This window comes from Streptomyces manipurensis (assembly GCF_049570255.1).
Lineage (GTDB): Bacteria > Actinomycetota > Actinomycetes > Streptomycetales > Streptomycetaceae > Streptomyces > Streptomyces manipurensis.
Genome location: NZ_CP186950.1, coordinates 2988112 through 3012104 on the forward strand (window position 1 = coordinate 2988112; position 23993 = coordinate 3012104).

General features: G+C 73.0%; 42 protein-coding genes. 37 read left to right on the forward strand and 5 right to left on the reverse strand.

Annotated features, from left to right (window positions below):
- Positions 1-10 precede the first annotated feature (10 nt).
- Positions 11-853: a MurR/RpiR family transcriptional regulator gene (locus ACPU2J_RS13620; protein WP_361598510.1), complete on the reverse strand. Its 843-nt coding sequence runs from the start codon at positions 851-853 to the stop codon at positions 11-13.
- Positions 854-1018: 165 nt separating this feature from the next.
- Between ACPU2J_RS13620 and ACPU2J_RS13625 the strand changes: the two genes are divergently transcribed.
- The gene (locus tag ACPU2J_RS13625; protein WP_420080590.1) at positions 1019-1396 is read left to right on the forward strand and encodes a hypothetical protein; all 378 of its coding nucleotides are present in this window, start codon (positions 1019-1021) and stop codon (positions 1394-1396) included.
- A gap of 314 nt (positions 1397-1710) precedes the next feature.
- Here the strand turns inward: ACPU2J_RS13625 and ACPU2J_RS13630 are convergent, their stop codons facing one another.
- Entirely contained in the window at positions 1711-3096 is a 1386-nt protein-coding gene (locus ACPU2J_RS13630; RefSeq protein ID WP_399823605.1) for a cystathionine beta-synthase, read from the reverse strand.
- 129 nt (positions 3097-3225) lie between these two features.
- Here ACPU2J_RS13630 and ACPU2J_RS13635 point away from each other — a divergent pair, with 129 nt between their 5' ends.
- The 3 genes from ACPU2J_RS13635 (at position 3226) to ACPU2J_RS13645 (ending at position 6798) form a co-directional block, all read left to right on the forward strand.
- Positions 3226-4242 (forward strand): SGNH/GDSL hydrolase family protein, encoded by a 1017-nt coding sequence (locus tag ACPU2J_RS13635; protein WP_361598504.1) that lies wholly within the window; start codon positions 3226-3228, stop codon positions 4240-4242.
- Positions 4243-4376: 134 nt separating this feature from the next.
- Positions 4377-5597, forward strand: a complete 1221-nt coding sequence (locus ACPU2J_RS13640) for an acetyl-CoA C-acetyltransferase (RefSeq protein ID WP_423833319.1) — start codon at positions 4377-4379, stop codon at positions 5595-5597.
- A 385-nt stretch (positions 5598-5982) separates the two neighbouring features.
- Positions 5983-6798, forward strand: a complete 816-nt coding sequence (locus ACPU2J_RS13645; protein ID WP_361598646.1) for a hypothetical protein — start codon at positions 5983-5985, stop codon at positions 6796-6798.
- Here the strand turns inward: ACPU2J_RS13645 and ACPU2J_RS13650 are convergent.
- On the reverse strand, positions 6782-7126 hold the full coding sequence (locus tag ACPU2J_RS13650; RefSeq protein WP_420080588.1) for a hypothetical protein: 345 nt from the start codon (positions 7124-7126) through the stop codon (positions 6782-6784). The two genes, ACPU2J_RS13645 and ACPU2J_RS13650, sit on opposite strands and share 17 nt — an antisense overlap.
- Before the next feature lie 101 nt (positions 7127-7227).
- On the opposite strand from ACPU2J_RS13650, the gene ACPU2J_RS13655 reads away from it, so the two are divergent.
- A complete protein-coding gene (locus ACPU2J_RS13655; protein WP_361598496.1) occupies positions 7228-7458 on the forward strand; it encodes a DUF4287 domain-containing protein in 231 nt (76 codons plus the stop codon).
- 129 nt (positions 7459-7587) lie between these two features.
- On the opposite strand, the gene ACPU2J_RS13660 is transcribed toward ACPU2J_RS13655, so the two are convergent.
- Together ACPU2J_RS13660 and ACPU2J_RS13665 are read right to left on the reverse strand one after the other, a co-directional pair.
- Positions 7588-8442 (reverse strand): Bax inhibitor-1/YccA family protein, encoded by an 855-nt coding sequence (locus ACPU2J_RS13660; RefSeq protein ID WP_361598493.1) that lies wholly within the window; start codon positions 8440-8442, stop codon positions 7588-7590.
- Between the two features lie 304 nt (positions 8443-8746).
- The gene (locus ACPU2J_RS13665; protein WP_423833320.1) at positions 8747-9118 is read right to left on the reverse strand and encodes a helix-turn-helix domain-containing protein; all 372 of its coding nucleotides are present in this window, start codon (positions 9116-9118) and stop codon (positions 8747-8749) included.
- A 190-nt stretch (positions 9119-9308) separates the two neighbouring features.
- Here ACPU2J_RS13665 and ACPU2J_RS13670 point away from each other — a divergent pair, with 190 nt between their 5' ends.
- The 32 genes from ACPU2J_RS13670 to ACPU2J_RS13825 all read left to right on the forward strand — a co-directional run bounded on the left by ACPU2J_RS13670 (position 9309) and on the right by ACPU2J_RS13825 (position 23769).
- Positions 9309-9581, forward strand: coding sequence for a helix-turn-helix domain-containing protein (locus ACPU2J_RS13670; RefSeq protein WP_423833321.1), 273 nt, complete (start codon positions 9309-9311; stop codon positions 9579-9581).
- Positions 9578-9862, forward strand: coding sequence for a hypothetical protein (locus tag ACPU2J_RS13675; protein WP_423833322.1), 285 nt, complete (start codon positions 9578-9580; stop codon positions 9860-9862). The genes ACPU2J_RS13670 and ACPU2J_RS13675 overlap by 4 nt, the downstream gene beginning before the upstream one ends.
- A 90-nt stretch (positions 9863-9952) precedes the next feature.
- A complete protein-coding gene (locus tag ACPU2J_RS13680; protein ID WP_423833323.1) occupies positions 9953-10348 on the forward strand; it encodes a hypothetical protein in 396 nt (131 codons plus the stop codon).
- Positions 10345-10824 carry a hypothetical protein gene (locus ACPU2J_RS13685; RefSeq protein WP_423833324.1) on the forward strand — a complete coding sequence of 160 codons (480 nt, stop codon included), beginning with the start codon at positions 10345-10347 and terminating at the stop codon, positions 10822-10824. Before ACPU2J_RS13680 ends, ACPU2J_RS13685 begins: the two co-directional genes overlap by 4 nt.
- Positions 10814-11350 (forward strand): hypothetical protein, encoded by a 537-nt coding sequence (locus ACPU2J_RS13690; protein ID WP_423833325.1) that lies wholly within the window; start codon positions 10814-10816, stop codon positions 11348-11350. Before ACPU2J_RS13685 ends, ACPU2J_RS13690 begins: the two co-directional genes overlap by 11 nt.
- Positions 11350-11784, forward strand: coding sequence for a hypothetical protein (locus ACPU2J_RS13695; protein WP_423833326.1), 435 nt, complete (start codon positions 11350-11352; stop codon positions 11782-11784). Before ACPU2J_RS13690 ends, ACPU2J_RS13695 begins: the two co-directional genes overlap by 1 nt.
- Positions 11781-11936: a hypothetical protein gene (locus ACPU2J_RS13700; protein WP_423833327.1), complete on the forward strand. Its 156-nt coding sequence runs from the start codon at positions 11781-11783 to the stop codon at positions 11934-11936. Before ACPU2J_RS13695 ends, ACPU2J_RS13700 begins: the two co-directional genes overlap by 4 nt.
- 196 nt (positions 11937-12132) lie before the next feature.
- A complete protein-coding gene (locus tag ACPU2J_RS13705) occupies positions 12133-12495 on the forward strand; it encodes a hypothetical protein (protein WP_423833328.1) in 363 nt (120 codons plus the stop codon).
- 130 nt (positions 12496-12625) lie between these two features.
- Positions 12626-13567: a hypothetical protein gene (locus ACPU2J_RS13710; protein WP_423833329.1), complete on the forward strand. Its 942-nt coding sequence runs from the start codon at positions 12626-12628 to the stop codon at positions 13565-13567.
- 11 nt (positions 13568-13578) lie between these two features.
- Positions 13579-13776 (forward strand): hypothetical protein, encoded by a 198-nt coding sequence (locus tag ACPU2J_RS13715; RefSeq protein WP_423833330.1) that lies wholly within the window; start codon positions 13579-13581, stop codon positions 13774-13776.
- Positions 13777-13790: 14 nt separating this feature from the next.
- On the forward strand, positions 13791-14111 hold the full coding sequence (locus ACPU2J_RS13720) for a hypothetical protein (RefSeq protein ID WP_423833331.1): 321 nt from the start codon (positions 13791-13793) through the stop codon (positions 14109-14111).
- Positions 14108-14323, forward strand: a complete 216-nt coding sequence (locus ACPU2J_RS13725; protein ID WP_423833332.1) for a hypothetical protein — start codon at positions 14108-14110, stop codon at positions 14321-14323. Before ACPU2J_RS13720 ends, ACPU2J_RS13725 begins: the two co-directional genes overlap by 4 nt.
- Positions 14320-14685, forward strand: coding sequence for a hypothetical protein (locus tag ACPU2J_RS13730; RefSeq protein WP_423833333.1), 366 nt, complete (start codon positions 14320-14322; stop codon positions 14683-14685). The genes ACPU2J_RS13725 and ACPU2J_RS13730 overlap by 4 nt, the downstream gene beginning before the upstream one ends.
- 26 nt (positions 14686-14711) lie before the next feature.
- Entirely contained in the window at positions 14712-15254 is a 543-nt protein-coding gene (locus ACPU2J_RS13735) for a hypothetical protein (protein ID WP_423833334.1), read from the forward strand.
- Positions 15251-15421, forward strand: coding sequence for a hypothetical protein (locus ACPU2J_RS13740; protein ID WP_423833335.1), 171 nt, complete (start codon positions 15251-15253; stop codon positions 15419-15421). Before ACPU2J_RS13735 ends, ACPU2J_RS13740 begins: the two co-directional genes overlap by 4 nt.
- Before the next feature lie 9 nt (positions 15422-15430).
- A complete protein-coding gene (locus ACPU2J_RS13745; protein WP_423833336.1) occupies positions 15431-16507 on the forward strand; it encodes a hypothetical protein in 1077 nt (358 codons plus the stop codon).
- A gap of 18 nt (positions 16508-16525) precedes the next feature.
- On the forward strand, positions 16526-16747 hold the full coding sequence (locus ACPU2J_RS13750) for a hypothetical protein (RefSeq protein ID WP_423833337.1): 222 nt from the start codon (positions 16526-16528) through the stop codon (positions 16745-16747).
- A gap of 60 nt (positions 16748-16807) precedes the next feature.
- Positions 16808-17443, forward strand: a complete 636-nt coding sequence (locus ACPU2J_RS13755; protein ID WP_423833338.1) for a hypothetical protein — start codon at positions 16808-16810, stop codon at positions 17441-17443.
- Positions 17440-17673 (forward strand): hypothetical protein, encoded by a 234-nt coding sequence (locus ACPU2J_RS13760; RefSeq protein WP_423833339.1) that lies wholly within the window; start codon positions 17440-17442, stop codon positions 17671-17673. The genes ACPU2J_RS13755 and ACPU2J_RS13760 overlap by 4 nt, the downstream gene beginning before the upstream one ends.
- Positions 17670-18065: a hypothetical protein gene (locus ACPU2J_RS13765; protein WP_423833340.1), complete on the forward strand. Its 396-nt coding sequence runs from the start codon at positions 17670-17672 to the stop codon at positions 18063-18065. The genes ACPU2J_RS13760 and ACPU2J_RS13765 overlap by 4 nt, the downstream gene beginning before the upstream one ends.
- Positions 18062-18727, forward strand: a complete 666-nt coding sequence (locus ACPU2J_RS13770) for a hypothetical protein (protein ID WP_423833341.1) — start codon at positions 18062-18064, stop codon at positions 18725-18727. The genes ACPU2J_RS13765 and ACPU2J_RS13770 overlap by 4 nt, the downstream gene beginning before the upstream one ends.
- An 84-nt stretch (positions 18728-18811) precedes the next feature.
- The gene (locus ACPU2J_RS13775; protein WP_423833342.1) at positions 18812-18973 is read left to right on the forward strand and encodes a hypothetical protein; all 162 of its coding nucleotides are present in this window, start codon (positions 18812-18814) and stop codon (positions 18971-18973) included.
- Complete coding sequence (locus ACPU2J_RS13780) at positions 18970-19215, forward strand: hypothetical protein (protein WP_423833343.1); 246 nt, start codon at positions 18970-18972, stop codon at positions 19213-19215. Before ACPU2J_RS13775 ends, ACPU2J_RS13780 begins: the two co-directional genes overlap by 4 nt.
- A 69-nt stretch (positions 19216-19284) precedes the next feature.
- Positions 19285-19725, forward strand: a complete 441-nt coding sequence (locus ACPU2J_RS13785) for a hypothetical protein (RefSeq protein WP_423833344.1) — start codon at positions 19285-19287, stop codon at positions 19723-19725.
- A 147-nt stretch (positions 19726-19872) separates the two neighbouring features.
- Positions 19873-20094, forward strand: coding sequence for a hypothetical protein (locus ACPU2J_RS13790; RefSeq protein WP_423833345.1), 222 nt, complete (start codon positions 19873-19875; stop codon positions 20092-20094).
- 245 nt (positions 20095-20339) lie between these two features.
- On the forward strand, positions 20340-20729 hold the full coding sequence (locus tag ACPU2J_RS13795) for a hypothetical protein (protein ID WP_423833346.1): 390 nt from the start codon (positions 20340-20342) through the stop codon (positions 20727-20729).
- Between the two features lie 9 nt (positions 20730-20738).
- On the forward strand, positions 20739-21764 hold the full coding sequence (locus tag ACPU2J_RS13800) for a hypothetical protein (RefSeq protein WP_423833347.1): 1026 nt from the start codon (positions 20739-20741) through the stop codon (positions 21762-21764).
- Entirely contained in the window at positions 21758-22057 is a 300-nt protein-coding gene (locus ACPU2J_RS13805; RefSeq protein WP_423833348.1) for a hypothetical protein, read from the forward strand. Before ACPU2J_RS13800 ends, ACPU2J_RS13805 begins: the two co-directional genes overlap by 7 nt.
- Positions 22058-22138: 81 nt before the next feature.
- Positions 22139-22591 carry a hypothetical protein gene (locus tag ACPU2J_RS13810; RefSeq protein ID WP_423833349.1) on the forward strand — a complete coding sequence of 151 codons (453 nt, stop codon included), beginning with the start codon at positions 22139-22141 and terminating at the stop codon, positions 22589-22591.
- A gap of 22 nt (positions 22592-22613) precedes the next feature.
- Complete coding sequence (locus tag ACPU2J_RS13815) at positions 22614-22898, forward strand: HNH endonuclease signature motif containing protein (RefSeq protein ID WP_423833350.1); 285 nt, start codon at positions 22614-22616, stop codon at positions 22896-22898.
- A 2-nt stretch (positions 22899-22900) separates the two neighbouring features.
- A complete protein-coding gene (locus tag ACPU2J_RS13820; RefSeq protein WP_423833351.1) occupies positions 22901-23344 on the forward strand; it encodes a hypothetical protein in 444 nt (147 codons plus the stop codon).
- A complete protein-coding gene (locus ACPU2J_RS13825; protein WP_423833352.1) occupies positions 23329-23769 on the forward strand; it encodes an AAA family ATPase in 441 nt (146 codons plus the stop codon). Before ACPU2J_RS13820 ends, ACPU2J_RS13825 begins: the two co-directional genes overlap by 16 nt.
- Positions 23770-23993: the final 224 nt, after the last annotated feature.

Below are 23993 nucleotides of genomic sequence, written 5' to 3' on the forward strand. Positions count from 1 at the left end.
GGGCACGCCGTTACTCCACGAACAGTCCGCGCGCCGCCGCCCGCGCGTCGAAGTCCTCCAGGCGGGCCTGCGCGTCGGGCAGCGCGTCGGCCATCGACTCCAGCAGCACCCGGCCCAGCAGCATCGGGGCGCACGCCGTGTCGAAGGCCAGCCCGGTGCCGACGGGCGCCGGGATCAGCAGGTCGGAGTGGCGGGCGACCGGCGCGAACGCCGAGTCGGCGACGGTGATCACGGTCAGGCCGGCCTTGCGCGCGCGCTCCAGGGTGTCCACGACCTCGCGCGGGTGCCGGGGCAGCGCGAAGCACAGCAGCGCCGTGGCGCCCTCGTACAGCGCGGCGTCGATGCGGTCCTCCATCATCGAGCCGCCCTCGTCCAGGAGCCGGACGTCCGGGTGGACCTTGGCCGCGAAGTACGCGAACCCGCGCGCCTGCGAGGACGCCGCCCGCAGCCCGAGCACCGGCAGCGGCTTCGAGGCGGCGAGCAGCCGGCCGGCCTCCTCGACGGGCGCGGGGTCGGCGAGCATCTCGGCCAGCCGACGCAGGTTCTCGATCTCGCCGAGCACGGCCTGCTGGTACTCGTTGTACGAGTCCTCCCGAGGCGTTTCGGCCCGCTCGGCCGGAGCCACCTCCCGCAGGTGCCTGCGCAGCGCGGGATAGCCGTCGAAGCCGAGCGCGACGGCGAAGCGGGTCACGGACGGCTGGCTCACCCCGGCCAGCTCGGCGAGCTCGACGCTCGACAGGAACGGCACCTCCGCCGCTCCGCGCACCATGCAGTGCGCGATCCGCCGCTGGGTCGGCGTCAGCCGGTGCCCTTCGAACAGCGCCTGGAGCCGCGCGGCCGGGCTGTCGCTCATGCCGTCCCCCTCAGTCCCGGTGGATTATTCAGTCACGGAGCACTCTGCATGCGGTTATGCAGCGGGGCAAGCCGGTGCCCGCGATGCGGATGCGGAGGGACGGACAGCGCGGAGAGGGGGGACAGCACCAGTGCCGGGGGCGGCTGCGGTTCCTACGGTGGGGACATGGACGCCCACACCCAAGAGCTGAAGAAGGAACTCGACGCGACGCTGAAGGCCCGGCGGGAGCTGGGCCCGGAGTACGAGGCCGCGCTGGTGGACTCGTTCGTCGAGAAGGTCGACACCCAGGTCCGCAGGCGCCTGGCGGAGCAGCGCCTCGCCGAGGTGCGCGGACCGGCGCCCGGCGACGCGGGGGCGGAGGGGAACTTCGGCGAGCGCTTCGGCTTCGCGATCATCGCCCTGGTCCTGTCGATCCCGCTGACGGCGGTCGCCGCCGTGCAGACGGGGTTCAAGGGGCTGGTGGTCGCGTGGGCGGGCATCGTGGGCGTCAACCTCGTCCACGCCGCCCGGCTGCGGCGCCCCCGGCCCGACTCCCCGTCCTGAGACGCCCGGGAGGCGAACCGAGCCCGAAAAGGACTGGGCGGAGACCGCCGCACCCTCGCCTTGCGGCGAGGGGCGGGACGACGGCGGTCTCCGCGGAGGACACGGCCGGGTCAGGGCCGTCCGCGTCCGTGGCGTGCGTGCGGTCCGGGAGCCGCTCCGGACCGCCCGTACGCCGTCGGTGGTGCCGGCCGGGTCCCGGTCTCCCGGATTCCCTGCCGACGACCACCACTGTGCCGTAGCCGTGTTAAGGCCGTGCTGCTGTCACGTGTCCGGCCCGTACCGTTTGCGCGACGACCGTGCGCGGCCCCTCCCGGTTACTTCGAGGTCTTGGCCAGGAACGCGAGGAGGTCCTGGCGGCTGACGACGCCGGTGGGCTTGCCCTCGACCAGGACGATCGCGGCGTCGGCCTCACCGAGCACGGACATGAGCTCGGAGACGGGCTCACCGGAGCCGACCTGCGGCAGCGGGGAGCTCATGTGCTTCTCCAGCGGGTCGGTCAGGGAGGCCCGCTGCGCGAAGAGGGCCGCGAGCAGCTCCTTCTCGACGACGGAGCCGATGACCTCGGCGGCCATGACGTCGGGGTGGCCGGCGCCGGGCTTGACGATCGGCATCTGGGAGACGCCGTACTCGCGCAGGACCTCGATGGCCTGGCCGACGGTCTCCTCGGGGTGCATGTGGACGAGGGAGGGGATGCCGCCCTCCTTGTCGTTCAGCACGTCGCCGATGCGGGCGGCCGGTCCGGCCTCCTCGAGGAAGCCGTGTCCGGCCATCCACTCGTCGCTGAAGATCTTGCTCATGTAGCCGCGGCCGCTGTCGGGCAGCAGGACGACGACCACGTCGTCCGGGCCGAGGCCCTCGGCGGCCTTGAGCGCGGCCACGACGGCCATGCCGCAGGAACCGCCGACGAGGAGGCCCTCCTCCTTCGCCAGGCGGCGGGTCATCTGGAAGGAGTCCTTGTCGGACACCGCGATGATCTCGTCGGTGACGTTCGGGTCGTAGGCGGTCGGCCAGAAGTCCTCGCCGACACCCTCGACGAGGTAGGGGCGGCCGGAGCCGCCGGAGTAGACCGAGCCCTCGGGGTCGGCGCCGATGACCTTGACCTTCCCGCCGCTGACCTCCTTGAGGTAGTTGCCGGTACCGGAAATGGTGCCGCCGGTGCCGACGCCCGCGACGAAGTGGGTGATCTTCCCCTCCGTCTGCTCCCACAGCTCCGGACCGGTGGTCTCGTAGTGCGAACGGGGGTTGTTCGGGTTGCTGTACTGGTCGGGCTTCCAGGCACCGGGGGTCTCACGCACGAGGCGGTCGGACACGTTGTAGTACGAGTCCGGGTGCTCGGGGTCGACGGCGGTCGGGCAGACGACCACGTCGGCGCCGTACGCGCGCAGCACGTTGATCTTGTCCATGGACACCTTGTCAGGGCAGACGAAGATGCACTTGTAGCCCTTCTGCTGGGCCACGATGGCGAGTCCGACACCGGTGTTGCCGCTGGTCGGCTCCACGATGGTGCCGCCGGGCTTGAGGGCTCCGCTCTGTTCGGCGGCCTCGATCATCCGTACGGCGATCCGGTCCTTCACGGATCCACCGGGATTGAAGTACTCGACCTTCGCAAGGACGGTGGCCTGGAGGCCTTCGGTCACACGGTTGAGCTTCACCAGCGGGGTGTTGCCGACGAGGCTGATCATCGAGTCGTGGAATTGCACCATGTTCTCCAAGGAGGGGACCCCCACGGGTTCTCCGGGAGGTCCGGCCAGGGTATGCGGAAAGGGATTGACCGACCGCTCGTACGGGGCAGGTAGGGGTCAATGAGGCGCGAGGAGGTGGCCTGAAGGATGTCCAGGGCGAGAACGGCCCGCCGGATCGCGGCGGGTGCGGCGTACGGCGGGGGCGGCCTCGGGCTGGTCGGAGCCGCCGCCGTGGGCCTGGTGCTGGCGGAGGTCCAGTTCGCCAAGCGGACGGTGGGCTCGGGGCTGCCGGACCCGCCGCGGGCCGACGGACTGTACGGGAGCGAGTTCGGCGGGCCGGAGCTGAGCCCGGGGCCGATGCGGCTGGGCATGCTGGGCGATTCCACGGCCGCGGGACTGGGGGTGCGGCGGGCCCGGCAGACTCCGGCGGCGCTGCTGGCCTCGGGGCTGGCGGCGGTGGCGGAGCGGCCGGTGTGGCTGCGCAACGTGGCCCTGTCGGGCGCCATGTCGGACGATCTGGACCGGCAGGTGGGCCTGCTGCTGGACGGGGACGCCCCGCCCCCGGACGTCTGCGTGATCATGATCGGCGCCAACGACGTGACGCGCCGGATGCCGCCGACCCAGTCGGTGCGGCTGCTCACGGCGGCCGTGCGGCGGCTGCGGATGGCCGGTTCGGAGGTGGTCGTGGGGACCTGCCCGGACCTCGGCACCATCGAGCCGGTGTACCAGCCGCTGCGCTGGCTGGCGCGGCGCGTCTCGCGGCAGCTGGCGGCCGCGCAGACCATAGGGGTGGTCGCGCTGGGCGCCCGTACGGTCTCCATGGGGGACCTGCTGGGGCCGGAGTTCGCGGCGAATCCGCGCGAGATGTTCGGCCCGGACTTCTACCACCCGTCGGCGGAGGGCTACGCGACCGCCGCGATGGCCGTGCTGCCGACGCTGTGCGCGGCGCTGGGGCTGTGGCCCGAGTCGGACCGGCTGGACGTGTCCCGGGACGAGGACATGCTGCCGGTGGCGAAGGCCGCGTCGGCCGCCGCGGGCCAGGCGGGCACGGAGGTCACGGCGGTCCGCGGTCCGTGGGTGCTGCTCAAGCACCGCCGGCGGCGGCGGGTGCCCGCGACGGATCCGGCCCGGCCGGCCGGCACCCCCGAGGCCCCGGTGCCGTGAGGCGCCCTGCGATCGTCGCAGGGGCCGCCGGAGTGCGGCCGGTGTCACACGCCCCTGCCGGTGACCTGGACCGTACGGGGCGGTAACTTCGCATGCGGTCCCGCACAGAGCCGCAACACACCCTTGGAGCCCCGATGCCCGAAGCAGTCATCGTTTCCACCGCCCGCTCGCCCATCGGGCGCGCCTTCAAGGGGTCCCTCAAGGACGTCCGCCCGGACGACCTGACCGCGACGATCATCCAGGCGGCGCTCGCGAAGGTCCCCGGGCTGGACCCGCGCGACATCGACGACCTGATGCTGGGCTGCGGCCTGCCGGGCGGCGAGCAGGGCCACAACCTGGCCCGCATCGTGGCGGTGCAGATGGGCATGGACTTCCTGCCGGGCGCCACCATCACCCGCTACTGCTCCTCCTCGCTGCAGACCTCCCGGATGGCGCTGCACGCCATCAAGGCGGGCGAGGGCGACGTGTTCATCTCCGCGGGCGTCGAGATGGTCTCCCGTTCGGTGAAGGGCTCCTCGGACGGCATGCCGGACACCCACAACCCGCTCTTCGGCGACGCGGAGGCCCGTACGGCCGCCGTGGCCCAGAGCGAGGGCTCGGCGTGGCACGACCCGCGCGAGGACGGCCTGATCCCCGACGCGTACATCGCGATGGGCCAGACCGCCGAGAACCTGGCCCGCCTGAAGGGCGTGACCCGCCAGGACATGGACGAGTTCGGCGTCCGCTCGCAGAACCTGGCCGAGGAAGCCATCAAGAACGGCTTCTGGGCCCGCGAGATCACCCCGGTCACCACCCCGGACGGCACGGTCGTCTCCACCGACGACGGCCCGCGCGCGGGCGTCACCCTGGAGGGCGTGCAGGGCCTCAAGCCGGTCTTCCGCCCCGACGGCCTGGTGACCGCGGGCAACTGCTGCCCGCTGAACGACGGCGCGGCCGCGCTGGTCATCATGAGCGACACCAAGGCGCGGGAGCTGGGCCTGACCCCGCTGGCCCGGATCGTCTCCACCGGTGTCACGGGCCTCTCCCCCGAGATCATGGGCCTGGGTCCGGTCAAGGCGTCGAAGCAGGCGCTGAAGCGGGCCGGCCTGACGGTCGGCGACATCGACCTGTTCGAGATCAACGAGGCCTTCGCGGCGCAGGTCATCCCGTCGTACCGCGACCTGGAGATCCCCCTCGACAAGCTGAACGTCAACGGCGGAGCCATCGCCGTGGGTCACCCCTTCGGGATGACCGGCGCACGCCTCACCGGCACCCTGATCAACAGCCTGCAGTTCCACGACAAGCAGTTCGGTCTGGAGACCATGTGCGTGGGCGGCGGCCAGGGCATGGCGATGGTGATCGAGCGGCTGAGCTGAGCCGTAGCGGAGGGTAGGGGTCGTGCGAGGGACGAGCGCGGCACCTGCCCGCAGCGGTGGCGAAGCCGAGCCGTCATCGTGGCGGAGGGTAGGGGTTTCGTGACCCGATCAAGAAGCGGGGCAGGCGCCCCAAGGACCCACGCCCCGTACTGACATGGGTTCTAATCACGCCGCCGCCGACCTGTGACCGAAAATCCCCCAGGATGTGACCTACGTCCTGGGGGATCGGTGTTTACCCAGGTCAGCGAGGGACAGAACCGTTCCGGTGTGACGAAAGCCCTGTCCATTTCGTGACGTAATGCACTGCACGCCATTCCCAGGCCGGGACACTCTGATGTAGGAAGTCGGGGGATCGAATCACCTCAGGAGTTAGTCAGTGAGCGCCATGTCTCTTGCCCTGCTGCTGACCACGGCCGCTGCCACGGCCGTGGGCGCTGCTGCTCTGCACGCCGTCCACGGTCTGCGCAAGCAGGTCGCCGCCCTGCGCTGCGAGCTGACGGCACCGGTCCACCCCCGCGGTGCGACCGTCCCGCACGCCCGCAACGCCGTGCAGTCCCCCGCCGCCGAGATACGGGCCGCCGTGGCCGAGGCGCTCGCCGAGGAGCGCGAGCGCGAGCTGGCCGAGGCGCGGGCCTTCTGGGCCGCGCAGGAGGCCCGCGACGCCGCGGACGCCCCCTCGCTGCTGGGCGGCCTGCCCGGACTCGGCGAGGACAGCCCGGTCTTCCTGCCCCGGCAGGCGGACCTGGTGGGCCTGGAGCCCGTCCTGGGCGAGGAGGTCCTCGACGACCTCCCCGGCTACCCGGAGGATTCGGCCGAGCTGGCCGCCGCCCGTCGGCGCCACCCCTCGCACCCCGACTTCGTGCCGGTGCAGGCCGCACACCCCGGCGCCGACCACGAGCGCACGGTGAACCGCCTGGAGGAGCTCGCGGAGGCCCGTACGGCCCTCGCGGACGTCCGTCCCGGCCCGCTGGGCACGCTCGACGTGTACGTCTTCACGGACGGCACGACGCTGTGCATGACCCCGGGGCACCGGGAGACCGCGGAGCGGCTCGCCGAGGCCCTGCGTTCGGGCACCGCGCCGGTCCTGCTGGGCGGCTCGGGCATCTCCGGCGCCTACGCGCTGACCTTCTCCTGCGGGGACTCCGAGGACCCCGACAGCAACGTCTACATCCTCGCGGACCGCGTCATCGCATCGCTCTGATCTCGGCCCGCTCCACCAGCCGTACGGCCTCGTCCAGCATCTCGGACGGGGCCGTCGCCGCGTCCGGGGCGGGCCCCGCGGCGCGCAGCGCCTCGGCGAGGTCCAGGCCGGCCACGGACACCTGGTCGCCGACAACGAACACACCGGCGTCCGGGATCTCCCGCGGCGCCCCCGCGGGATCCTCCAGTGCCTGGGCCCGTACGGACAGCTCGCGGGCCAGCTCCAGCCCCGCGGCGGCGGCTCCCTGCCGCAGACGGCTCTGGGGGGCGGCGCGCAGCCGGTCGGCGAATCGTTCCACGGCGGCGCTCAGGGGCGAGGTATCCAGCACCCGGCCGACCTTACGCGGCGCCCGGGCGCCATTGCCAACGGGCGAACTCTCCGGCACGGTGGCGTGAAGAGGACAGCACGGCCAAACCTCCGGAGGCGCCCATGTCCGTAGAGTTCTCCGAGCAGACCCACCGCAACATGATCGACAGAATCCCCCAGACCACCGGTCGTGATCTCACCGACTGGCTCCGCACCGTCGACGACGGCCCCTCCCTCGTCCGGTTCGAGGAGAAGGTCAGCTGGCTGCGCGGCGCGCACGAGCTGTCGTACGGCCAGGCCAAGGCGATCATTCACGAGTACGACCTGCGCAGAGCCGCCCGCAGGTTCGGCTGACCCCTCCCCCCGTGGCCGCACCCCGGGATGCGGGAAGGCCCCGCGAGCGGTGAGCTCGCGGGGCCTTCCCGTGCTGTGGACCGGCGGTGCGCCGGACCGGCGACGGGCCCGGAGGGCCCGCCGGTCCGGCTAGTCGTCGCCCGAGAGGATCTGGAAGATGCGCAGCATCTCGATGTAGATCCACACCAGGGTCATGGTGAGGGCGAAGGCCGCCAGCCACGACTCCTCACGGGGGGCGCCGTAGGTGATGCCGTCCTCGACCTGCTTGAAGTCCAGGGCGAGGAAGCAGGCGCCGAGGATGACGCCGATGGCACCGAACAGCAGGCCGAGGCCGCCGCTGCGGAAGCCGAGGCCGTCACCGCCGCCGAAGACCGCGAACAGCGTGTTCGCGAGCATGAGGAGGATGAAGCCCAGGGCCGCGGCCATCACGAAGCCGTAGAAGCGGCGGGTGACGCGGATCCAGCGCATCTTGTACGCGAAGAGCACGGCGGCGAAGACGCACATCGTGCCCAGGACGGCCTGGATGACGACGCCGGCACCGAAGTAGGTGCTGGTGGCGGCGCTGATGACACCGAGGAAGACGCCCTCGAAGGCCGCGTACGCCAGGATGAGGCCCGGGGAGGCCTTGGCCTTGAACGACTGGATGATCGCGAAGACGAACGCCACGAGCATGGCGCCGATGCCGATGCCGTACGACATACCCAGGTTTTCCGGGTCGACGGGCAGCAGCACCCACGAGAGGGTCGCCGTCACGAAGAGCACGCCGAGCGTCATGGCCGTGCGGCTCACGACGTCGTCGATGGTCATCGCGTTGGTGCGCGCCGGCGCCTGTGGCATACCCGTGGCCGGGTCTGTCGCGTACGGGTTGGTCGCGTACGGGTTGGTCCCGGCCTGCTGGTGCTGCTGCTGGGCGTCGAAGCCCGCGTAGCCACCGTTGTCGCGGCTGAACCCCCGTCGCGAGAAGACCGGGTTACTGCTCCTCATCTCACTCCTCCGTGGCCACCGTGCGCGGCCTTGCATCAAGAGTAATGCGCTCGCAAAGAAAGCACCCTACTGCTGGAGGAGGATCTTAGGAGAAGGCATGGCGAAGCGCAGGGGATAAAGGGGGCACCCTGAGCGAGAGCCGCGGAGTGCCCGGAGCCGGACTTGAACCCGACCCGTTGACGCCTCTGACCTGGCCGTATGCGATGACCTGCGCGAACCGTCCCGTCCTGGCCCGTCTCGCCCCGCCCGGCCCCGCCTCGGCCCGCCGCCGTGTTCCCTGGGGAACACGGGCGGGAACACGGAGTCAGCTGGCCTTGCGGCCCGCAACGCCGGGTGGCAGCCGCTCGCCCAGCCGCCGGAGGACCTCCTCCTGCACCCGCGGGGGCAGGCCGTCGAGGATCGTCAGGATGGCGTCCACCTGGGGGTCGGAGGCCGGCGCCGAACCCTCGGCCGAGCCCTGCGCGGACGGCTCGGGCACGGCTTCGGGGGTGCCCCCGGTCTCGGCGACCTCGAACCCGCCCACCGCCCACCGCAGCGCCCGCTCGAGGCCCCGGCGGGTCAGGTCACTGCCGGCCTGCTCACCCCGCCGGATCGCCCGGAGGGTCTCGTAGGAGATGCCCGCGGTCTCCGCCACCTGACGCCAGGTGAGGCCGAGGGCCTGCCTCTGCCTGTCCATAGCGCCATCGAGCCCCGACTGCGGCATCCCCTACACCCTTCCACCCGACAGATTCAACGCAGATTAGCGCAGGTGCCTGCGGCCCGTATCAGTACCCGCATGGAGGCGTAGCGAATCCAGTCACACCCCGATACACAGACCTGCGCAGATCTGTTGCCACCCACAGCAGATCTGCGCTAATCTGCGTCGCATGCCACAGAAAGCAGCAGGGGCCACCAAAACCCCCCGCCTCCGCCTTGGGCGCGCGCTCCGGCGCCGGCGCCTCGAGCTGGGCCTCACTCTCGTGAAGCTCGCCGACCGCTGCGACAAGGCCGGTGTCCCGGTCGCGCACTCCCACCTCAGCAAGTTGGAACGCGGGCACTACACCCCGCGCCCCGGCCTGCGCCTGGTCCTGACCGAACTCCTGGGTCTCGACGCCGAGGTCTTCGAGACCGAAGTGCCGGAGGCAGGGGGCACGCCGTGAGCGCGCTGCCCTACAGCATCGAGCACCTGCAGAACTACAGCCTCGAGCAGACGGCCGCGATCCTCGGGTGTCTGCCGCGCTTCCTCGAGGACAACATCAAGCGGCTTCCGCACCAGAAGATCGGCGGCGCCCGGCCGGTGTTCTCGGCCGAGGACATCCTCGAGATCAAGGTCATGTTCCGCGTGCTGCCCGCCACCCCGTCGCGGGCCCCGGCTTCTCCCGCCGCTGGCACGCCGTCAATCACGCAGATCCGTCCCAAGGGCGCGCGCCGCTCGGGCTGATGCCCGCACACAGAGCGGGGCCGCTCGGGCCCTGGCCGGCCCGGATGCGACCCCTACGGCCCACCTCACACACGACAGCGAGGCAACACCATGACCGATGACAGTACCCGCACCAAGGCACGGACCGCAGCCACCGCACTCGCCAAGCTGCTCCTGCAGCTGGAGGAGTCCCCGGCCTGCGAGCCGCTGCTCACCGGCAGCATCATCTGGTCCGTCAGCGCGTTCGGCCAGATCTCCGGCCACCTCTACGAGACCGCCCGCGGGGCCGGCGCCCTCGAGGCCTTCCGGCTCCTGCTCGGCGGGGAGATCACGCCGACCTCCGACCGCTACGGCTCCGAGTTCTACTGGCACTCGATCGCCAGGATGGTCGACGGCGTGCCGGTGGAACTCCGGGCCCCCGTCGCCGCCGCATCCGTCGAGGCCCAACTGCGCAAGCGGATCGCCGAGCTCGAGGACGTCGTGGCGGGACGGGAGTCCTCCCGGTGAGCGCGGTCCTGCGGGTCCGTGCTGCTGAGGGCGTGCTCCGCGCCGCCATGGAGCAGGGGATCCGGACGCCCGAGGACCTGGCGCAGGCCCTCGAGGACTGCCGGCTGCTGCAGTCCCCGGAGACCGCGGCCGCCCGCGCGGCCCTCCGGCCGGTGACCGTCCCCGTGCACACCATCGACCCGGACGTGGCCGAGGACTCCCCTGCCGCGGACCTGGCGCTGCGGCTGCGGACGTCGCAGCCCGACGTCCTCGCGACGGACGTGCGGTCGGCGACGCACCTGCAGATCACCGTCCGCCCGCAATCGCCGGACTGCATGCGCTGGTGGCTCGGCCGGTTCGAGACGGACCCGGCGACCGGGATCCGCGAGGGAGCCGCGTACACCGTGCGCGGCCACCTCAGCTCCGTGGACGTCGAGTTGGTAATCACCGGGGACGCCGTCACCGCGTGGGCCGGGGCGGTGCCTCATGCCTCGTGAGCTGCCCTTACTGCTGTTCGCCCTGGTCTGCCTCGCTGTGTTCCTGGCGCAGCACCGTGCGTCCCGGCGGCTGGAGCGGCAGGACCCCGGGCGGTTTCCGCCCGTGCCCCTGCCGGCTACCGACTGGTCCACCCCCGCCAGCGGGCGACACCGCCGCGGCAGCGCACCGGCCACCTACGCCGCCTGCCACACCACCAGCTGCGCCCACCTCACCCGCCCCCACGCCCCTACCCCGGCCGGCCTCGAGTGCCTCGTGTGCGGCCATGTGATCTCCGGAGGACCGATGGACCAGGACCACACCGAGCACGCCGACGAGGCGGACCACCCCACCCGCGAGGAGGAGAAGGCGGCCGAGATCGCGCTCGACGTCGCCGACGAGGAGCGCAGGGCGGCCGAGGCCGAGGCCGAGGGCGTCGGCCCGGAGGGCGAGGGCGAGTGCTTCGCCGAGCTGATCGATGGGTCGTGGACGTACTGCGGGTGCGAGGACTGCACCGAGCGCGAGGCCAGAGAGGAAGGGCTCGTGTGATGGCCTGGCTGCGTACGAACCGTCGGCTGCGGTCCGAGGTCGCCTACCTCCGCGAGGAGCTGGCCAAGGCGAGGGAGCAGGAGCAGGCCCCGCTCGTCGTCACCACCGGGCCGCGCCCGGGTCCGCGTCCCGGCCCCGTGCCGTCCCCCGTGGCCCCGGCCGCGCCGGTACGGACGGCGGAGGAGGAGCGGCTGCGCGCCGAGGTCCGTGCACTGCGCGAGCTGCGCACGCTGCCCGGTGCCGCTGAGCTCGCCCGGGACCGCCGGGTGTGGCAGGAGCGGGCCGAGGCCCTGGACGAGCGGCTGCACACCGCGCAGCGGACGGCCGAGTCGCTCGACTGGGACCTGCGGATGACGACCCTGCGGGCGGTAGCCGCCGAGAAGGAGCTCGAGCGCACGGGCCGTACGGCCGAGCTGCAGGTGGGCCCGTCGTGACCGGGAACCTGCCCGCGCTGCTCGTGCTCGTCCTGCTGGCGACGGGGTGCCTGGCCTGGCTGATGGCCATGGTCTGGGCGCTCGCCGGCCTGGCCCGCGCGGTCGCCGCCGCCTGGCGGGCCGCCGTCGCGGTCGTCGCCCGCCGGCTGTGACCGACCGGCATCACCCCTGCGAGTCCCTGGCCCTTCCCCACGGACTGCAGGCGGCACGTCTCTACCCCTGCGGCTGGCGGTGCGACCGGCACTCGCCCAACGCGATGGCCGGGCGGCCCGAGACCCCGCCCGGCCCCGGCTGGCCCGCCCGCCGCACCGACACCATCCCCCTGCCAGACCCGACACCGGAGGCACCGTGTCCGTCACCGTCCCGACCCCCCTCGACGTCGCCACCCGCGCCCTGCAGCCCGCCACCGGCCTCGGCAACACCTTCCGCGCCCGATACCAGCAGGGCATCCGCACCAGCCCGATGAACCCGCACACCCGCCTCGTCGCCCTGACGCTGGCCTCGCTCGCCTCCGACACCGGGGAGATCCCCTCCGCCGCACAGCCCGGCATGTCCGGCCTCGCGGACGCCACCGGCCTGCCCCTCCGGCAGGTGGTCGTGCAGGTGCGCACCCTGCAGACCCGCGGCTGGCTGACCGGCGAATGGACCCGGCGCAACGCGGCCCGCTTCCAGCTGGCGCTGCCCCTCTACGTCAGGTCACGCCTCACCTGACCGGACCCCGACCACCGCACCACCCCGACCTAGAGAGGCAACCGTGCCGGACGAGCAGCAGCCGGAGCACCGCAGCGGAGGAGTGCCTCACGGCTTCCGTAACGCCATCTTCTGGCGGTGGACGCGCTCGATGCCTCGCCCCCTCAAGGGGGCCTTCCTCACCCTGCTCTACGCCCTTGGCGCGGCGGCCGGCACGGACGGCTGCCTGCGCTTCCACGACGGCAAGAGGATCCGCATTCAGGACATAGCCGCGGGCACCGGCTCCAACGAAAAGGACTGCCGCCGGTACCTGAACGCGGCCATCGCGGCCGGGGTCGTGGTGGTGGAAGGCGACCGCGGCCGGGGACGGCAGGCCCTCTACCGGCTCTTCATCTGCCTCGAACCCGACTGGACTGCAGCCCTGGCGTCCCTGGCCGAGTCGCAGCCCAAGCCCCGCAAGACGCCCCGCAGTCCGGCGCCCTGGCAGGACGCCGAGAACGGGTCCCCGACACCCGAACCCCAGGCGGCGGGTTCGGGTGACCGACACCCGAACCCGGACGCCGAGAGTTCGGGTGACCGACACCCGACCGAGTTCGGGTCCCGGACACCCGAACGGTTCGGGTGTCCGACACCCGAACAACCCAGGGTTACCCAGGTACTACCCCAGGAAGTGGCTGATGTCGGTGGGGACCTGACCCCTGGGGGCGCTCCGGAGGACTTCCGCGAACCGCCCGACGACGAGGCTCCGCCCGAGGACGACGACGCCCCGCCCGAGGACGACCCCTTCGACGTCGACCCGGAACCGCCCGGCCCGCCGCAGCTGACCCTCACCACCCAGGAGAAGCGCGACGCCCGGGCCGCGCAGGTCAAGGCGAAAAGCGCCAGCAACCAGGGGCAGATGCCGCTCCTGCTGTCGGTGCGCGACCCCGAACACGTGGCCACGATCGCCGAACTGCGCTCCGCCGCCGAGAACGACCCCGAGGCCGTACGGCGGGCGATCCGCTCTCTCGGCCGGGCCGAGGCCATCCGGGTCTACGGCTGGCGCCTCGTCTCCCCGCACATCCGCAACGACCCCGACTCCGACACCGCCTGAGAGGCCCCGCCATGACGACCGTCCTCGCCCCGCCCGACCTGTACGAGGAGTGGCCCACCCCCGCCCCGACCCGGCTCAAGCCGGAGGCGCCCGCCCCGGCCGCCGCGGCCGCCGCCGAGGCCCTCGCCGAGGACGGCCTCCACGTCCACCTCGTCTCGGGCGACGTGCAGTGCCTCACCCACGACTGCCTCGCCCTCCCCGGCACCTGAGAGAGGAGCCCCTGATGCTCAGCGACCACGACGTCGTCGGCTGCACCAGCTGCGGCCAGCGGATCCGGTGGACCATCACCGCCGCCGGCCGCCGCCAGGCCGTCAACGCTGCGCCCAACCCCCTCGGCAACCTCGCGATCTACCGCGACAGCGTCGGCACCCTGCGGTCCCGGGGCCTGAACTCCGAGCGCCCGAACGTCGAGTCGTACGAGTGGCAGGGCATGCCGCACGCCGCGACCTGCACGGCGCCGCCCCGGCCCGGGCGCAGCGGCCGCGGTGCGCCCCGGGAGCGGTCCGGCGTACGGCCGGTGCGCTGGCAGGGGTGGACCCGGTGACCCGGCAGTCCGGCCTCGTGGCGGACGCGGTGGCCGCGGTCATCGCGGCGGCCGTGCAGCGCGAGCTCCTGGCGCTCGGCGTGGACCTGCCCGAGCGGGTCGCCGCCCTCGTCGGGGCGCAGGCCGTCGCCGACGTCCGCAACGAGGGCTGGCACATCTCCCCACCGATCACCGCGGCCGAGGGCCGCCCGTCCCCGAAGGACCCCGAATGATCATCAACCTGACCGGCGAGACCGTCCGCGTGTACGGGCCGGACGCCCCCGACGTCATCGCCGACGACGCCCTCGACACCAGGTGCACCGTATTCGCCGCCGAAGTTCCGCCGGCCTACATCAACCTCGACGTCCTGCGCGCCGGGCCGCGCACCTTCCACGGCGGCCGCCCCGTCCAGACCTACCTGGTGCGGCACATCGTCTGCGACCTGCCGGCCAGCCGCCCGGACACCTACCTCCTCGTCGACGCCGCCGTCGGCCTGGCCTCCCGCGGCCGGTCCGACCTCCTCATCGGGTTCGACTCCGTCCACGACGCTGCCGGGGCCCTCGTCGGCTACCGCCACATTGTCAGCCCCTGCTGACCCACCCGCGCACCCGAAGGACTGCCATGAGAGTCTCCGCCGCCGTCGTGATGCAGCTGCACCGCGACGGGTACAGCGACCAGCGGATCGCCGACCAGACCGGCGCCACCCTGGCCGACGTCACCGCCATCATCGACACCCACAAGACCCTCGTCGCCCGCGGCACCATCCCGCAGCCCGAGGCACCGCCGGCCGTACCGAACGCGGTCGCGCTCCTCGCCTGGGGCACCAACCACCACGCCGCCGCGGTCCGCCAGTACGCCGACCGTGCCCTGACCGCGCTGGAAGCCCTGCAGAGCCGCCACCAGCACGAGGCCGAGCTCCTGCGTATCACCAGCCAGGTGGACGAGCTGCAGGAGCAGCTGAACCGGCTGAAGACGCGAGAGGCCGAGCTGAAGGGCAAGGGCCGCACCACCAAGCCCCGCACGGCGCCAGCCGCCCGCGACTACAACCCGGCCGAGGTCCGGGCCTGGGCGCAGCAGGCCGGGGTGGAGTGCCCGCCGGCGGGCGTCGTGCGGCAGTCCGTGGTGGAGCAGTGGCGGGCGGCGACCGGGCGGGCCCCGCAGTGACCGGCGTGCCGGACGCCGCGCTGCTCGTCATCACCGCCGCCATCGAGGACCACCGCGTCATCACCCCGCCCGACCAGTCCACCCCGGCCGGCCTCGCCGAGTTCATCGCCGCCTACCTGATCGGCAGCGACTGGACCCTCACCGTCACCGCCCCGACCAGCCCCTGAGGAGGCCTCGTGTCCACCCTCGTCTCCAACCGCCGCTCCCGACCGCACGCCGACACCGATCCGGCCACCAACTGGGCCGAGCACGGCCTGTGCGTCCGCAAGGCCAGGGACTTCCACGCCAGCGAGGTCAGGGCTCTGGTCATCTGCGAGGCCTGCCCGGTCAGGCTGCGCTGCCTGAGCGAGGCCCTGCGTGAGGAAGGCCTCGCCGCCCCTTCGTACCGCTCGGAAATCCGCGGCGGCCTCACCGCCTTCGAGCGCGCCGTCCTCTCCGGGTGGAAGCGGCCCACGGCCCCGACCGGCGGACGGGCCTCCGGCGACATGGACAAGGCCGAAGAGCTGCTGCGCACGGGCACCCTGACCGACCTCGAGGTCGCCGACGCCACCGGTGTAAGCCGTCAGACCGTCGGCAAGCTGCGCCGCGCCCTCGGCCTGTCCTCGCCCGTCGACCTGCGGGGCGCAACCCCGCAGGAGCGCATCGCCCAACGGACTCGCCCGGGCCAGGACGGCCATCTGCTGTGGACGGGCGACGAGAGCACCGCCATCGGCGGCCGCCGAGTCAAGGGCGTCCGCCTGGCCTTCGAGGTCGGCTACGGCCGGCTCCCGGAAGGGTCGGTTAAGCGGACCTGCGACGTCTACCCGTGCGTGGCCTGGCAGCACCTCACCGACCGGCCCATGCGCGAGGCCCTCGCCGCCGCCACCCCGCCGGCGCCCGCCGTGCCCGCACCCGTCGAGTACCTGTACGAGCTGTGGGACGCCAACTGGGACGACGGCCCCCTGGGCAACTACGAGCTCCGCCGGCACCCCATCACGAAGAAGACCAACCTGCGGATCAGCTTCACGTACATGGGCAAGGCCAGCTACGTCGACCGGCAGCGCATCGAGGCCGAGGGCGAGATCTACCACCGCCGGCTGAGGCGCCTGCTGTACCTGGCGCCCCCGGAGCTCCCCGCCCGTCCGGAACCCGCCTCCCTGCAGACGCTGCGCCAGGCCATGGCCGCGGCTCACCCCGACCGGGGCGGCACCGACGCCGCGTTCATGACCGCCCACGCCGCCTACCAGCAGGCCCGCCGCCGCGCGGGCGCCTAACCCACCCAGGAGACACCGATGGTTACCGAACCCACCCTCGACACCGCCGCGGCCGCCCGCGTGCACTACGTCGACCCCCGCGTCCGGCAGCTCGCCTTCGCCGCCTGGCACCTCAAGACCGGCGGCACCTTCACCGACTGGCTGCGCCTCGGCAAGAACCACCCCGACACCCTGATCGCCGAGGCCCGCGACTGGATGCGCGCCGCCGTCGCCGCCGGAATCGCCCCGCCGCCCGCCTGACGCCTCCCGCCGGCGTCCCCCGCAGCGGGACGCCGGCCCTACAGCCCCGCAGGAGCTCTCATGTACCCCACCCTGTTCACCACCCCCGGCCTCAAGGCCTTCGCCGAGGAGCTCGACGCCGAACGCGGCCGCCAGCTCGCGAAGTGGGGCGACCAGCGCCACCGCGACGGCACCAGCATCGGCAACGCCAGCTGGGCGCAGGAAGCCCTGGCGCAGTGCCAGCACGCCGCCGACGAGGAGGCCCTCACCTGGGGTCACATCCTCTACGAGGAGTTCACCGAGGTCATGGCCGAGACCGACCCGGCCCGGCTGCGCGCCGAGCTGATCCAGGTGGCTGCGGTGTGCGCGGCCTGGGTGTCCGACCTCGACCGGCGGGAGCAGCTGATGGCCGAGCCCCCGGCCGACAGCGGTCCTCGAGGTCTGGCCGACTGCGGCACTAACTCGGCCTACAAGCGGCACGTCCGCAAGCGGGAACCGATCGACCCGGCGTGCCGCGCAGCACACGCCCGGGCAGACCGAGCGGCCCGGGGTGACTCCGGCGCGCCCGTGCAACCGATGGCGGCGCACCCCACCGAGTGGACGGCCGACCAACGGCGGGCTGCTGTCACAGTCGCCGCTCACGTACCGGCGGCCGAGGTCCGAGATGTTCTGGCGTCTCTCGGACTCCTGCCGCCGCTCGACAGGCGGCCGCAGTGAGCGCCCTCGTCACCCTCCACTGCAACACCGTGTGGACCGAGGCCGCCTGCACCGGGGCGATCACGGTCTACTGCCGGACCACCGACGAGGCCCGCACCGCCGCCCGCGCGCACGGGTGGCGTACGCCGCCTGGCGACGTCGACTACTGCCCGGGCTGCTCCGGCAGTGGATCCCGCAGTCCCGCAGCCACGGTTGCGCGGCTGCCCCGGCCCGGGAGGCCCCGGACGTGACCCTCCTCGATGTTCTCGTCGGCTGGGTCGCAGCCAGCCTCCTTGCCGGTCTCGTCCTCGCCTGCCTCGGCTACCTCGCCAACCGCGGCAAGAACCCTGAGATGTCCAGCTGCGGCTGGCCCTGCACCCTGCACCCTCCCCGTCCAGCTGAGCGGAGATCCCTCATGACCCAACCCGCCACATCGATGGTCGCCGTCGACGGCACTGACGCCCTCGCCTTCGTCATCATCCGGCCCGGCTCCACCGAGGGCGGCGTCTCCATCGAGGCCGCCGCAACCGGCATGGACAAGGCGTCCGCTGCCTACGTCCTGCGCCACGTCGCCGAGTGCTTCGAGCGGGAAGCCGTCGCCGGGAACGCCATTCGCTCCGAGGACGGGGAGCAGCAGGCATGAACCGCCCCTGCGTGTGCCGCCGCGCGGAGCTGCACGCCGACGAGACCCTGTGCCCGCGGTGCAGGGCCGCGACGGCGGGCAGGCTGCGCCGTCTGCCCCTGCTGTACCGGCTGCTGCAGCACGAGCTGCAGCCCTCGGCCGGCGGCCCGTCGTACGGGCGGGTGCGCCTCGTCGAGGCACCCCTGCCCGTTGCGGGGGACGTCCTGGCCCTGCGCGGGCCCGGCGGCATCGTCGGTGTCCTCGAGGACTGGTGGGGCGCCATGCAGGCCTCGCGGAGCGGGTCGGCGCCCGTCATCGCCGGCACGTACGAGGACCGTGCGTCGGCCGCCGCCGGGCGCCTGGCCTTCCACCTGGACTACATCGTCACGTGGGAGCAGGCCGGCCAGTTCGCGACCGAGATCCGCCAGCTCGACGAGCAGGCCCTCGCGATCGTCTGCCCGGCCGACACCCTGGAGCGCGGCACCCGCCTCGGGCCGTGCCCGGCCGCGGACCCCGACGGGGCGGTGTGCGGTGCCGTCCTGCGCCACTACCGCTCGAGCAGCGCGGTGACCTGCCCCTGGTGCGAGGTCGTCTACCCGCCGAGCTCCTGGGCGCTGCTGAAAGCGTGGATGGACCACGACCGGGAGGAGGACCAGGAGGACGCCGAGCTCCTCGCCGGATAGCCCCGACAGCAGAGCGGCCCCCGCCGGTGCGCTAACACCGCCGAGGGCCTGGCCAACCCCCTTGCCAGAACAAGGAGAGCAGCTGTGCCTGATCTTGCCACCACCCCCGACCGCCCCGCCACACCGGCCGCCCCGCGACTGCGCGTCGCCGTCGGCCGCGTCCAGCACCACCGGCACCGGACCCTGATCCTGCGCGCCACGGGCAGCACCGTGTCCGTCACCGTCCTGCCGGCGGTGACCCGATGACCGACACCTGCCGCGCCCTGCTCCTGCGCATGGCCTCCTACCTCGACAGGGCGCGCCCGGACGGCCTGATGCGGGCCGAGGGCCGCCGGATCGTCGCCGGGCAGGTCGCCGCCGAGCACTACGGGATCCGCGCCGACCTCGTCGCGGACGCAGAGGCCGAGCTCCTCGACCACGCCCCCGCGGTCACCGCCGGCATCACGCGGCACGAGTACGCCGAGCAGCTGCGCACCGCCGCCGCCTGACCCACCCTTCCCGGCCGGGCCCGCCGCCACCGCGACAGGCCCGGCCGGAAACCGCGACAGGACCGACCCATGACCGACCCGATCACTGACCCCGCAGCAGAGCGCCGCGCAGCCGTCGCGGCCCGGCGCGCACGCGTCGATGAGCTCACCCGCGACGAGTGGACCATTCGCGACATCGCCCGGGAGCTCCACGTGTCCAAGGACGTCGTGTACCGCGACAGGATCGCTCTGCGCGCGACACGAATGGCGCTGCACCGCGACAAGGCAGGTCAGGCCGCTGCAGCCATGGCCGCACTGCGCGCGGCCGTGACCGCGACACAAGCGGCCCGGCCCGCCTACCAACTCCTCGTCGACAACGAGACCGCCGCCCAGTGGCTCGCCCACCTCCGCGAGGACGCGGCCACGCTCATGGCTCTCGCGGACAGCTTCCGCGACAGCTACCCCCACCTCACCGACCCCACCGCGACACCGCCCCGCCCGACCGCGACACACGAGGGAGACCCGTCGTGAGACTCCTCCGCTGGCTGCAGCACCACTTCGAGCCCGCCGCCTACACGTTCGCCGCCGTCCTCGGCCTGGCGGTGGCCGCCGCCACACCGTTCGCCTGCCGGTAACGGACACCAGCGCGCACCGTGCGGCCCGGCCAGACTGATCACCATGGAGTACATCTCTCTGCCGCCCGGGCTGTGCACGACGACCACGGCCGCCCTCGCCTGCGGGGTGCAGCCCGCCACCGTCCGCGACTGGGTGCGCCGCGGCCTCCTCGCCCGGGTCGGGGGCACGCCCAAGAGGCCGATATACCGGCTCGACGACGTCCTCGCCGCCCACGCTGCGCCCAAGCCGTCCAGCGCCGGCCGGTGCGCGCAGAACCCCGCTTGACACGCGATCATCAGGCGGGCCACGATTTGGGCGTACAGCCATGCCCACACGCAGGCTGACCTCGACACACGGAAGGCCCCGACCACCACGGTCGGGGCCTTCCGCGTTCCCGACTCCTGCCGCCCGGAACCCGACGCCCGGGCGGCAGGGCACACCACTCCTGCAGGAGTGGGCGGGGGACGGCCGCCCGGGCCGAGGGACCCGGGCGGCACCTCGCCGACCCGTCCCCCTCGAAGGAGGCCCCGGTGGCCAGTGCGCTCTACCCCTCGTTCAAGCAGCTGCTCCTGGGCGGCGACATCGACCTGGCCGCCGACGACATCCGCGCCGTCATCGTCGACACCGCCGACTACACCTACAACGCCGGGCACGACTTCCTCGACGACGTCGCCGCCGGCGCCCGCGTGGCAGTCTCCGGCGCCCTCGCCTCGAAGACGATCACGGGCGGCGTGTTCGACGCCGCGGACGTCACGTTCACCGCGGCCACCGGCGACAGCGTCGAGGCGATCGTGCTCTACAAGCACACCGGCAGCGACGCGACGTCCCCGCTCGTCGCGTACATCGACGGCGTCAGCGTCACCCCCAACGGCGGGAACATCGTCGCCCAGTGGCACCCCAGCGGCATCTTTGCTCTGTGAGGTGACGCCGTGGCCGTAGGGCAGCTCGTCCACCTCGCAGACACCGTCACCCTCTCCTCCAGCTCCTCGGCGGCCGCCACCATCCCCAACGACGGCACCGTCGCCGCGGGGGATCTGCTGCTCGCCGCGTGCGTGATGCCCTCCGGCAGCCGGACGTTCTCCATCTCCGGCGGCGCCGGTGCCTGGACCAGCCTCGGCACCGCCATGCAGTCCGGGCACATGTCTCAGCTGTGGTGGCGCATCGCCGAGGCCGGCGACCTCGGCGCCACCATCACCGTCACCCCCAACACCGGCAACATCCGGCAGGTGCTGCTCCTCGGCCGCGTACGCGGCGCCCTGGCCTCCAACCCGGTCACCGCGGCCTCCAACACCTCGGCGGCCGCCACCACCAAGACCACGCCGTCCCTGGGCTCGGTCGGGGCGTCCAGCAGGGAGATCGGCGTCGTCTGGGACTCCCGCGGCGCCGCCACACCCCAGACCGCGGCCTGGACCGCCCCCGCGGGCCACACCCGCCGCGCGCAGGCCTTCACGACGTCCGGGTCGGGCGCCTGCAGCGCCGCGTGGGGCGACTCCGACACCACCGTGTCCGGCACGATCGGCTCCCGCGTCTGGACCGCAGACCAGTCCGCCCTCGGCTCCGCCTGGACCCTGGCCGTCGCCCCCGCCGAACAGACCGTCGACACGACCCGCATCGAGTCCACCGCGGTCCTGTACGCGCCCGCGCTCGCCCCGGGGCCCGTCACGCTCGCCCCGGCCCGCATCGAGCCGACCAACACCGTGTACGCGCCCGTCCTCGCCCCCGGACCCGTCACAGTCACCCCCGACCGCCTCGAGGCGGCCGCGGTCCTCTACGCGCCCGCGCTCGCCCCCGGCCCGGTGACGCTCGCCCCGGCCCGCATCGAGCCGACCAACACCGTGTACGCGCCCGTCCTCGACGGGTTCGACCCGGACATCACGCTCACCATCGGCGCCCCGACCTCCGCCTGGGCGGTGGCGGCGCCGGCCAGCCGCTGGGAGGTGGGTCCGCCGTGTTGATCCCTGCGAGCAGCACCGAGTACGTCAGCGTGGCCATCACCACGCACCCCGCCGGTGTCGACCTCACCGGCTCCCCGCCGCAGTTCCAGTTCCTCCCGGACCCCCAGCGCTCGAACCCCACCCTGGGCGCCTGGCTCGACGGCGAATGGGACGGGCCCGGCACCGCCCGGATCCTCGTAGGACCGGGCACTGACGCACTGCTCACCCGCGGTGACTGGCACGTCTGGCTGCGCGTCGACCCGCCGAACGACGAGCACGTCGTCCGCCGGGCCGGGACTCTCACCGTCACGTAGGTCACAGAACGGTGATACCGGCCCGTCACCGGCCGCACCGCGCGCATGATGCCCCCTCACGCCCACGTCCAGGGGGGACACATGCGCAGCACCCACGCCGTCGCGCTCGGCCTCACGCTCCTCGCCGCCACCGCCTGCAGCTCCGGCCCCGGCAAGGCCGCACCGGCACCCACCGTCACCGTCACGGTCACCGCGACCCCGGTCCTCACCCACGACCAGATCCTGAAGGCGACCGAAGAGATCCTGGCCTCCGCGTCCGCCAACTCCGCGCCCACCACGCCCAGCGGCCCGGCCACCACCATCAGCCCCGGCACCTACCTCGTCGGCGAGGACGTCAAGGCCGGCACGTACAAGACCGCCGGGCCCTCCGACAGCGCCCTGCCCAACTGCTACTGGTCCCGCAGCAAGGACTCCTCCGGCGAGCTCTCCGCGATCATCGCCAACGAGCTGCTCCCCGGCCCCGGCCGCGTCACCGTCCGCAAGGGCGAGACCTTCGAAACCAGCGGCTGCGAGGCCTGGCAGCTCACCAGCTGACCCCACACCAGGAGGCGCCCCCATGCCCGCCAACCCACGCACCGGGCGCCCCTACCGGGCCCTCTGCGCCCAGCAGAGGGCCCTACGGCTGCCCTGCTGGCTCTGCGGCCACGACATCGCCTACGAGATCACCGGCCCCGCAGCAGGCCGCCACCCCGACGCCTTCACCCTCGACCACCTCGTCCCCCTCTCCAAGGGCGGCGCCCTCCTCGACCCGGCCAACGCCCGCAGCGCACACCGCCGCTGCAACTCCGCCCGCGGCAACCGGCTCACCGTCCGTACACCCGGCACGTCGAGGAGATGGTGACCGTGACAGACCGCTACGACTGGCCGTTCCACAACGACGCCGACCGCATCGTTCACCGGTGGAGGCGGGCGGTCGCGCGAGGCAAGCCGCTCCGAGTCCTCCGGTGGAACCGCCTTGACCACCTGGGCCTCGGCTACTGGCTGCGCCACCTGCGCTACGAGCCCTGGGACTTCGCCTATGCTGCGCCCCGGCGCCTGGCCTGCCGCCTCCTGCGCCGCCACAACATCACCTGCCACGGGCGCCCCGACTGCAGACGCTTCGGCCGCCGCAGCATACGGGTGACGCTGCGGGCCGGCGAGTACGTGCTCAGCCGGGCCGACCTCGCCTACATGGACACCATGGCCCGGGCCGTGGCCCCGCTCCTCGCGCCGCTGCACGACCGGTGCTGCGGCTGCTCGGGCACCGTCTGCTGCAGCTGCGGGGAGGGCCCGTGCTCTACGTCGTGACCGGGCCCCCGGCCGCGGGCAAGAGCAGCTGGATCAAGGCCCACGCCCGGGCCCGGGACGTCGTCATCGACCTGGACCTCATGGCGCTCGCGATGGCCGGCCCCGGCGCCGACCACCACCAGCACGACCCCACCCTGCTGCGCATCGTGCACCGGGCGCGGCAGGCCGCCATCCACGAGGCAGAGCGGCACCTCGCCAGCACCGACGTCTACCTGATCCACACCATGCCGCAGGCCAAGGCCCTGGCCAGGTACAAGCGGCTCGGTGCACGCATCGTGACGGTCGACCCCGGCGAGGAGATCGTCCGGCGTCGGGTGAGGGACATGCGGCAGCCGGAGATGGAGCGCGTCGTCACTGTCTGGTACCGCCAGGCGGGGCGGCGCACCCCCCACGCCGTCACCCCGCAGGCGTCCCGCGCCTGGTGATCATGCCGAGCGGCCGCCGAAGCGCCTGGCCGCAGCCCCGGCCGCCCGCGTATGCCCAGGCCAGAGGGGGGAGCGGGTTCGAAGTTCAGCGGTGGGGCGGGCGACCCAAACGCCCTTCTGGACCTGTTTTTTGCGCGGGCCCCCCGAGCAAGATCACCCGCGACGCCAACCCCGGTTGATAGTGACCCTCCGTAACCGTCACCGTGCGTAGCGACCGGGGGTGA

Coding starts and splice junctions, on each gene's coding strand:
- ACPU2J_RS13620 (WP_361598510.1), bottom strand. CDS start 853: ATGAGCGACAGCCCGGCCGCGCGGCTCCAGGCGCTGTTCGAAGGGCAC.
- ACPU2J_RS13625 (WP_420080590.1), top strand. CDS start 1,019: ATGGACGCCCACACCCAAGAGCTGAAGAAGGAACTCGACGCGACGCTG.
- ACPU2J_RS13635 (WP_361598504.1), top strand. CDS start 3,226: ATGTCCAGGGCGAGAACGGCCCGCCGGATCGCGGCGGGTGCGGCGTAC.
- ACPU2J_RS13640 (WP_423833319.1), top strand. CDS start 4,377: ATGCCCGAAGCAGTCATCGTTTCCACCGCCCGCTCGCCCATCGGGCGC.
- ACPU2J_RS13645 (WP_361598646.1), top strand. CDS start 5,983: ATGTCTCTTGCCCTGCTGCTGACCACGGCCGCTGCCACGGCCGTGGGC.
- ACPU2J_RS13655 (WP_361598496.1), top strand. CDS start 7,228: ATGTCCGTAGAGTTCTCCGAGCAGACCCACCGCAACATGATCGACAGA.
- ACPU2J_RS13660 (WP_361598493.1), bottom strand. CDS start 8,442: ATGAGGAGCAGTAACCCGGTCTTCTCGCGACGGGGGTTCAGCCGCGAC.
- ACPU2J_RS13665 (WP_423833320.1), bottom strand. CDS start 9,118: ATGGACAGGCAGAGGCAGGCCCTCGGCCTCACCTGGCGTCAGGTGGCG.
- ACPU2J_RS13670 (WP_423833321.1), top strand. CDS start 9,309: ATGCCACAGAAAGCAGCAGGGGCCACCAAAACCCCCCGCCTCCGCCTT.
- ACPU2J_RS13680 (WP_423833323.1), top strand. CDS start 9,953: ATGACCGATGACAGTACCCGCACCAAGGCACGGACCGCAGCCACCGCA.
- ACPU2J_RS13690 (WP_423833325.1), top strand. CDS start 10,814: ATGCCTCGTGAGCTGCCCTTACTGCTGTTCGCCCTGGTCTGCCTCGCT.
- ACPU2J_RS13695 (WP_423833326.1), top strand. CDS start 11,350: ATGGCCTGGCTGCGTACGAACCGTCGGCTGCGGTCCGAGGTCGCCTAC.
- ACPU2J_RS13710 (WP_423833329.1), top strand. CDS start 12,626: ATGCCTCGCCCCCTCAAGGGGGCCTTCCTCACCCTGCTCTACGCCCTT.
- ACPU2J_RS13715 (WP_423833330.1), top strand. CDS start 13,579: ATGACGACCGTCCTCGCCCCGCCCGACCTGTACGAGGAGTGGCCCACC.
- ACPU2J_RS13720 (WP_423833331.1), top strand. CDS start 13,791: ATGCTCAGCGACCACGACGTCGTCGGCTGCACCAGCTGCGGCCAGCGG.
- ACPU2J_RS13730 (WP_423833333.1), top strand. CDS start 14,320: ATGATCATCAACCTGACCGGCGAGACCGTCCGCGTGTACGGGCCGGAC.
- ACPU2J_RS13735 (WP_423833334.1), top strand. CDS start 14,712: ATGAGAGTCTCCGCCGCCGTCGTGATGCAGCTGCACCGCGACGGGTAC.
- ACPU2J_RS13750 (WP_423833337.1), top strand. CDS start 16,526: ATGGTTACCGAACCCACCCTCGACACCGCCGCGGCCGCCCGCGTGCAC.
- ACPU2J_RS13755 (WP_423833338.1), top strand. CDS start 16,808: ATGTACCCCACCCTGTTCACCACCCCCGGCCTCAAGGCCTTCGCCGAG.
- ACPU2J_RS13770 (WP_423833341.1), top strand. CDS start 18,062: ATGAACCGCCCCTGCGTGTGCCGCCGCGCGGAGCTGCACGCCGACGAG.
- ACPU2J_RS13780 (WP_423833343.1), top strand. CDS start 18,970: ATGACCGACACCTGCCGCGCCCTGCTCCTGCGCATGGCCTCCTACCTC.
- ACPU2J_RS13785 (WP_423833344.1), top strand. CDS start 19,285: ATGACCGACCCGATCACTGACCCCGCAGCAGAGCGCCGCGCAGCCGTC.
- ACPU2J_RS13790 (WP_423833345.1), top strand. CDS start 19,873: ATGGAGTACATCTCTCTGCCGCCCGGGCTGTGCACGACGACCACGGCC.
- ACPU2J_RS13810 (WP_423833349.1), top strand. CDS start 22,139: ATGCGCAGCACCCACGCCGTCGCGCTCGGCCTCACGCTCCTCGCCGCC.
- ACPU2J_RS13815 (WP_423833350.1), top strand. CDS start 22,614: ATGCCCGCCAACCCACGCACCGGGCGCCCCTACCGGGCCCTCTGCGCC.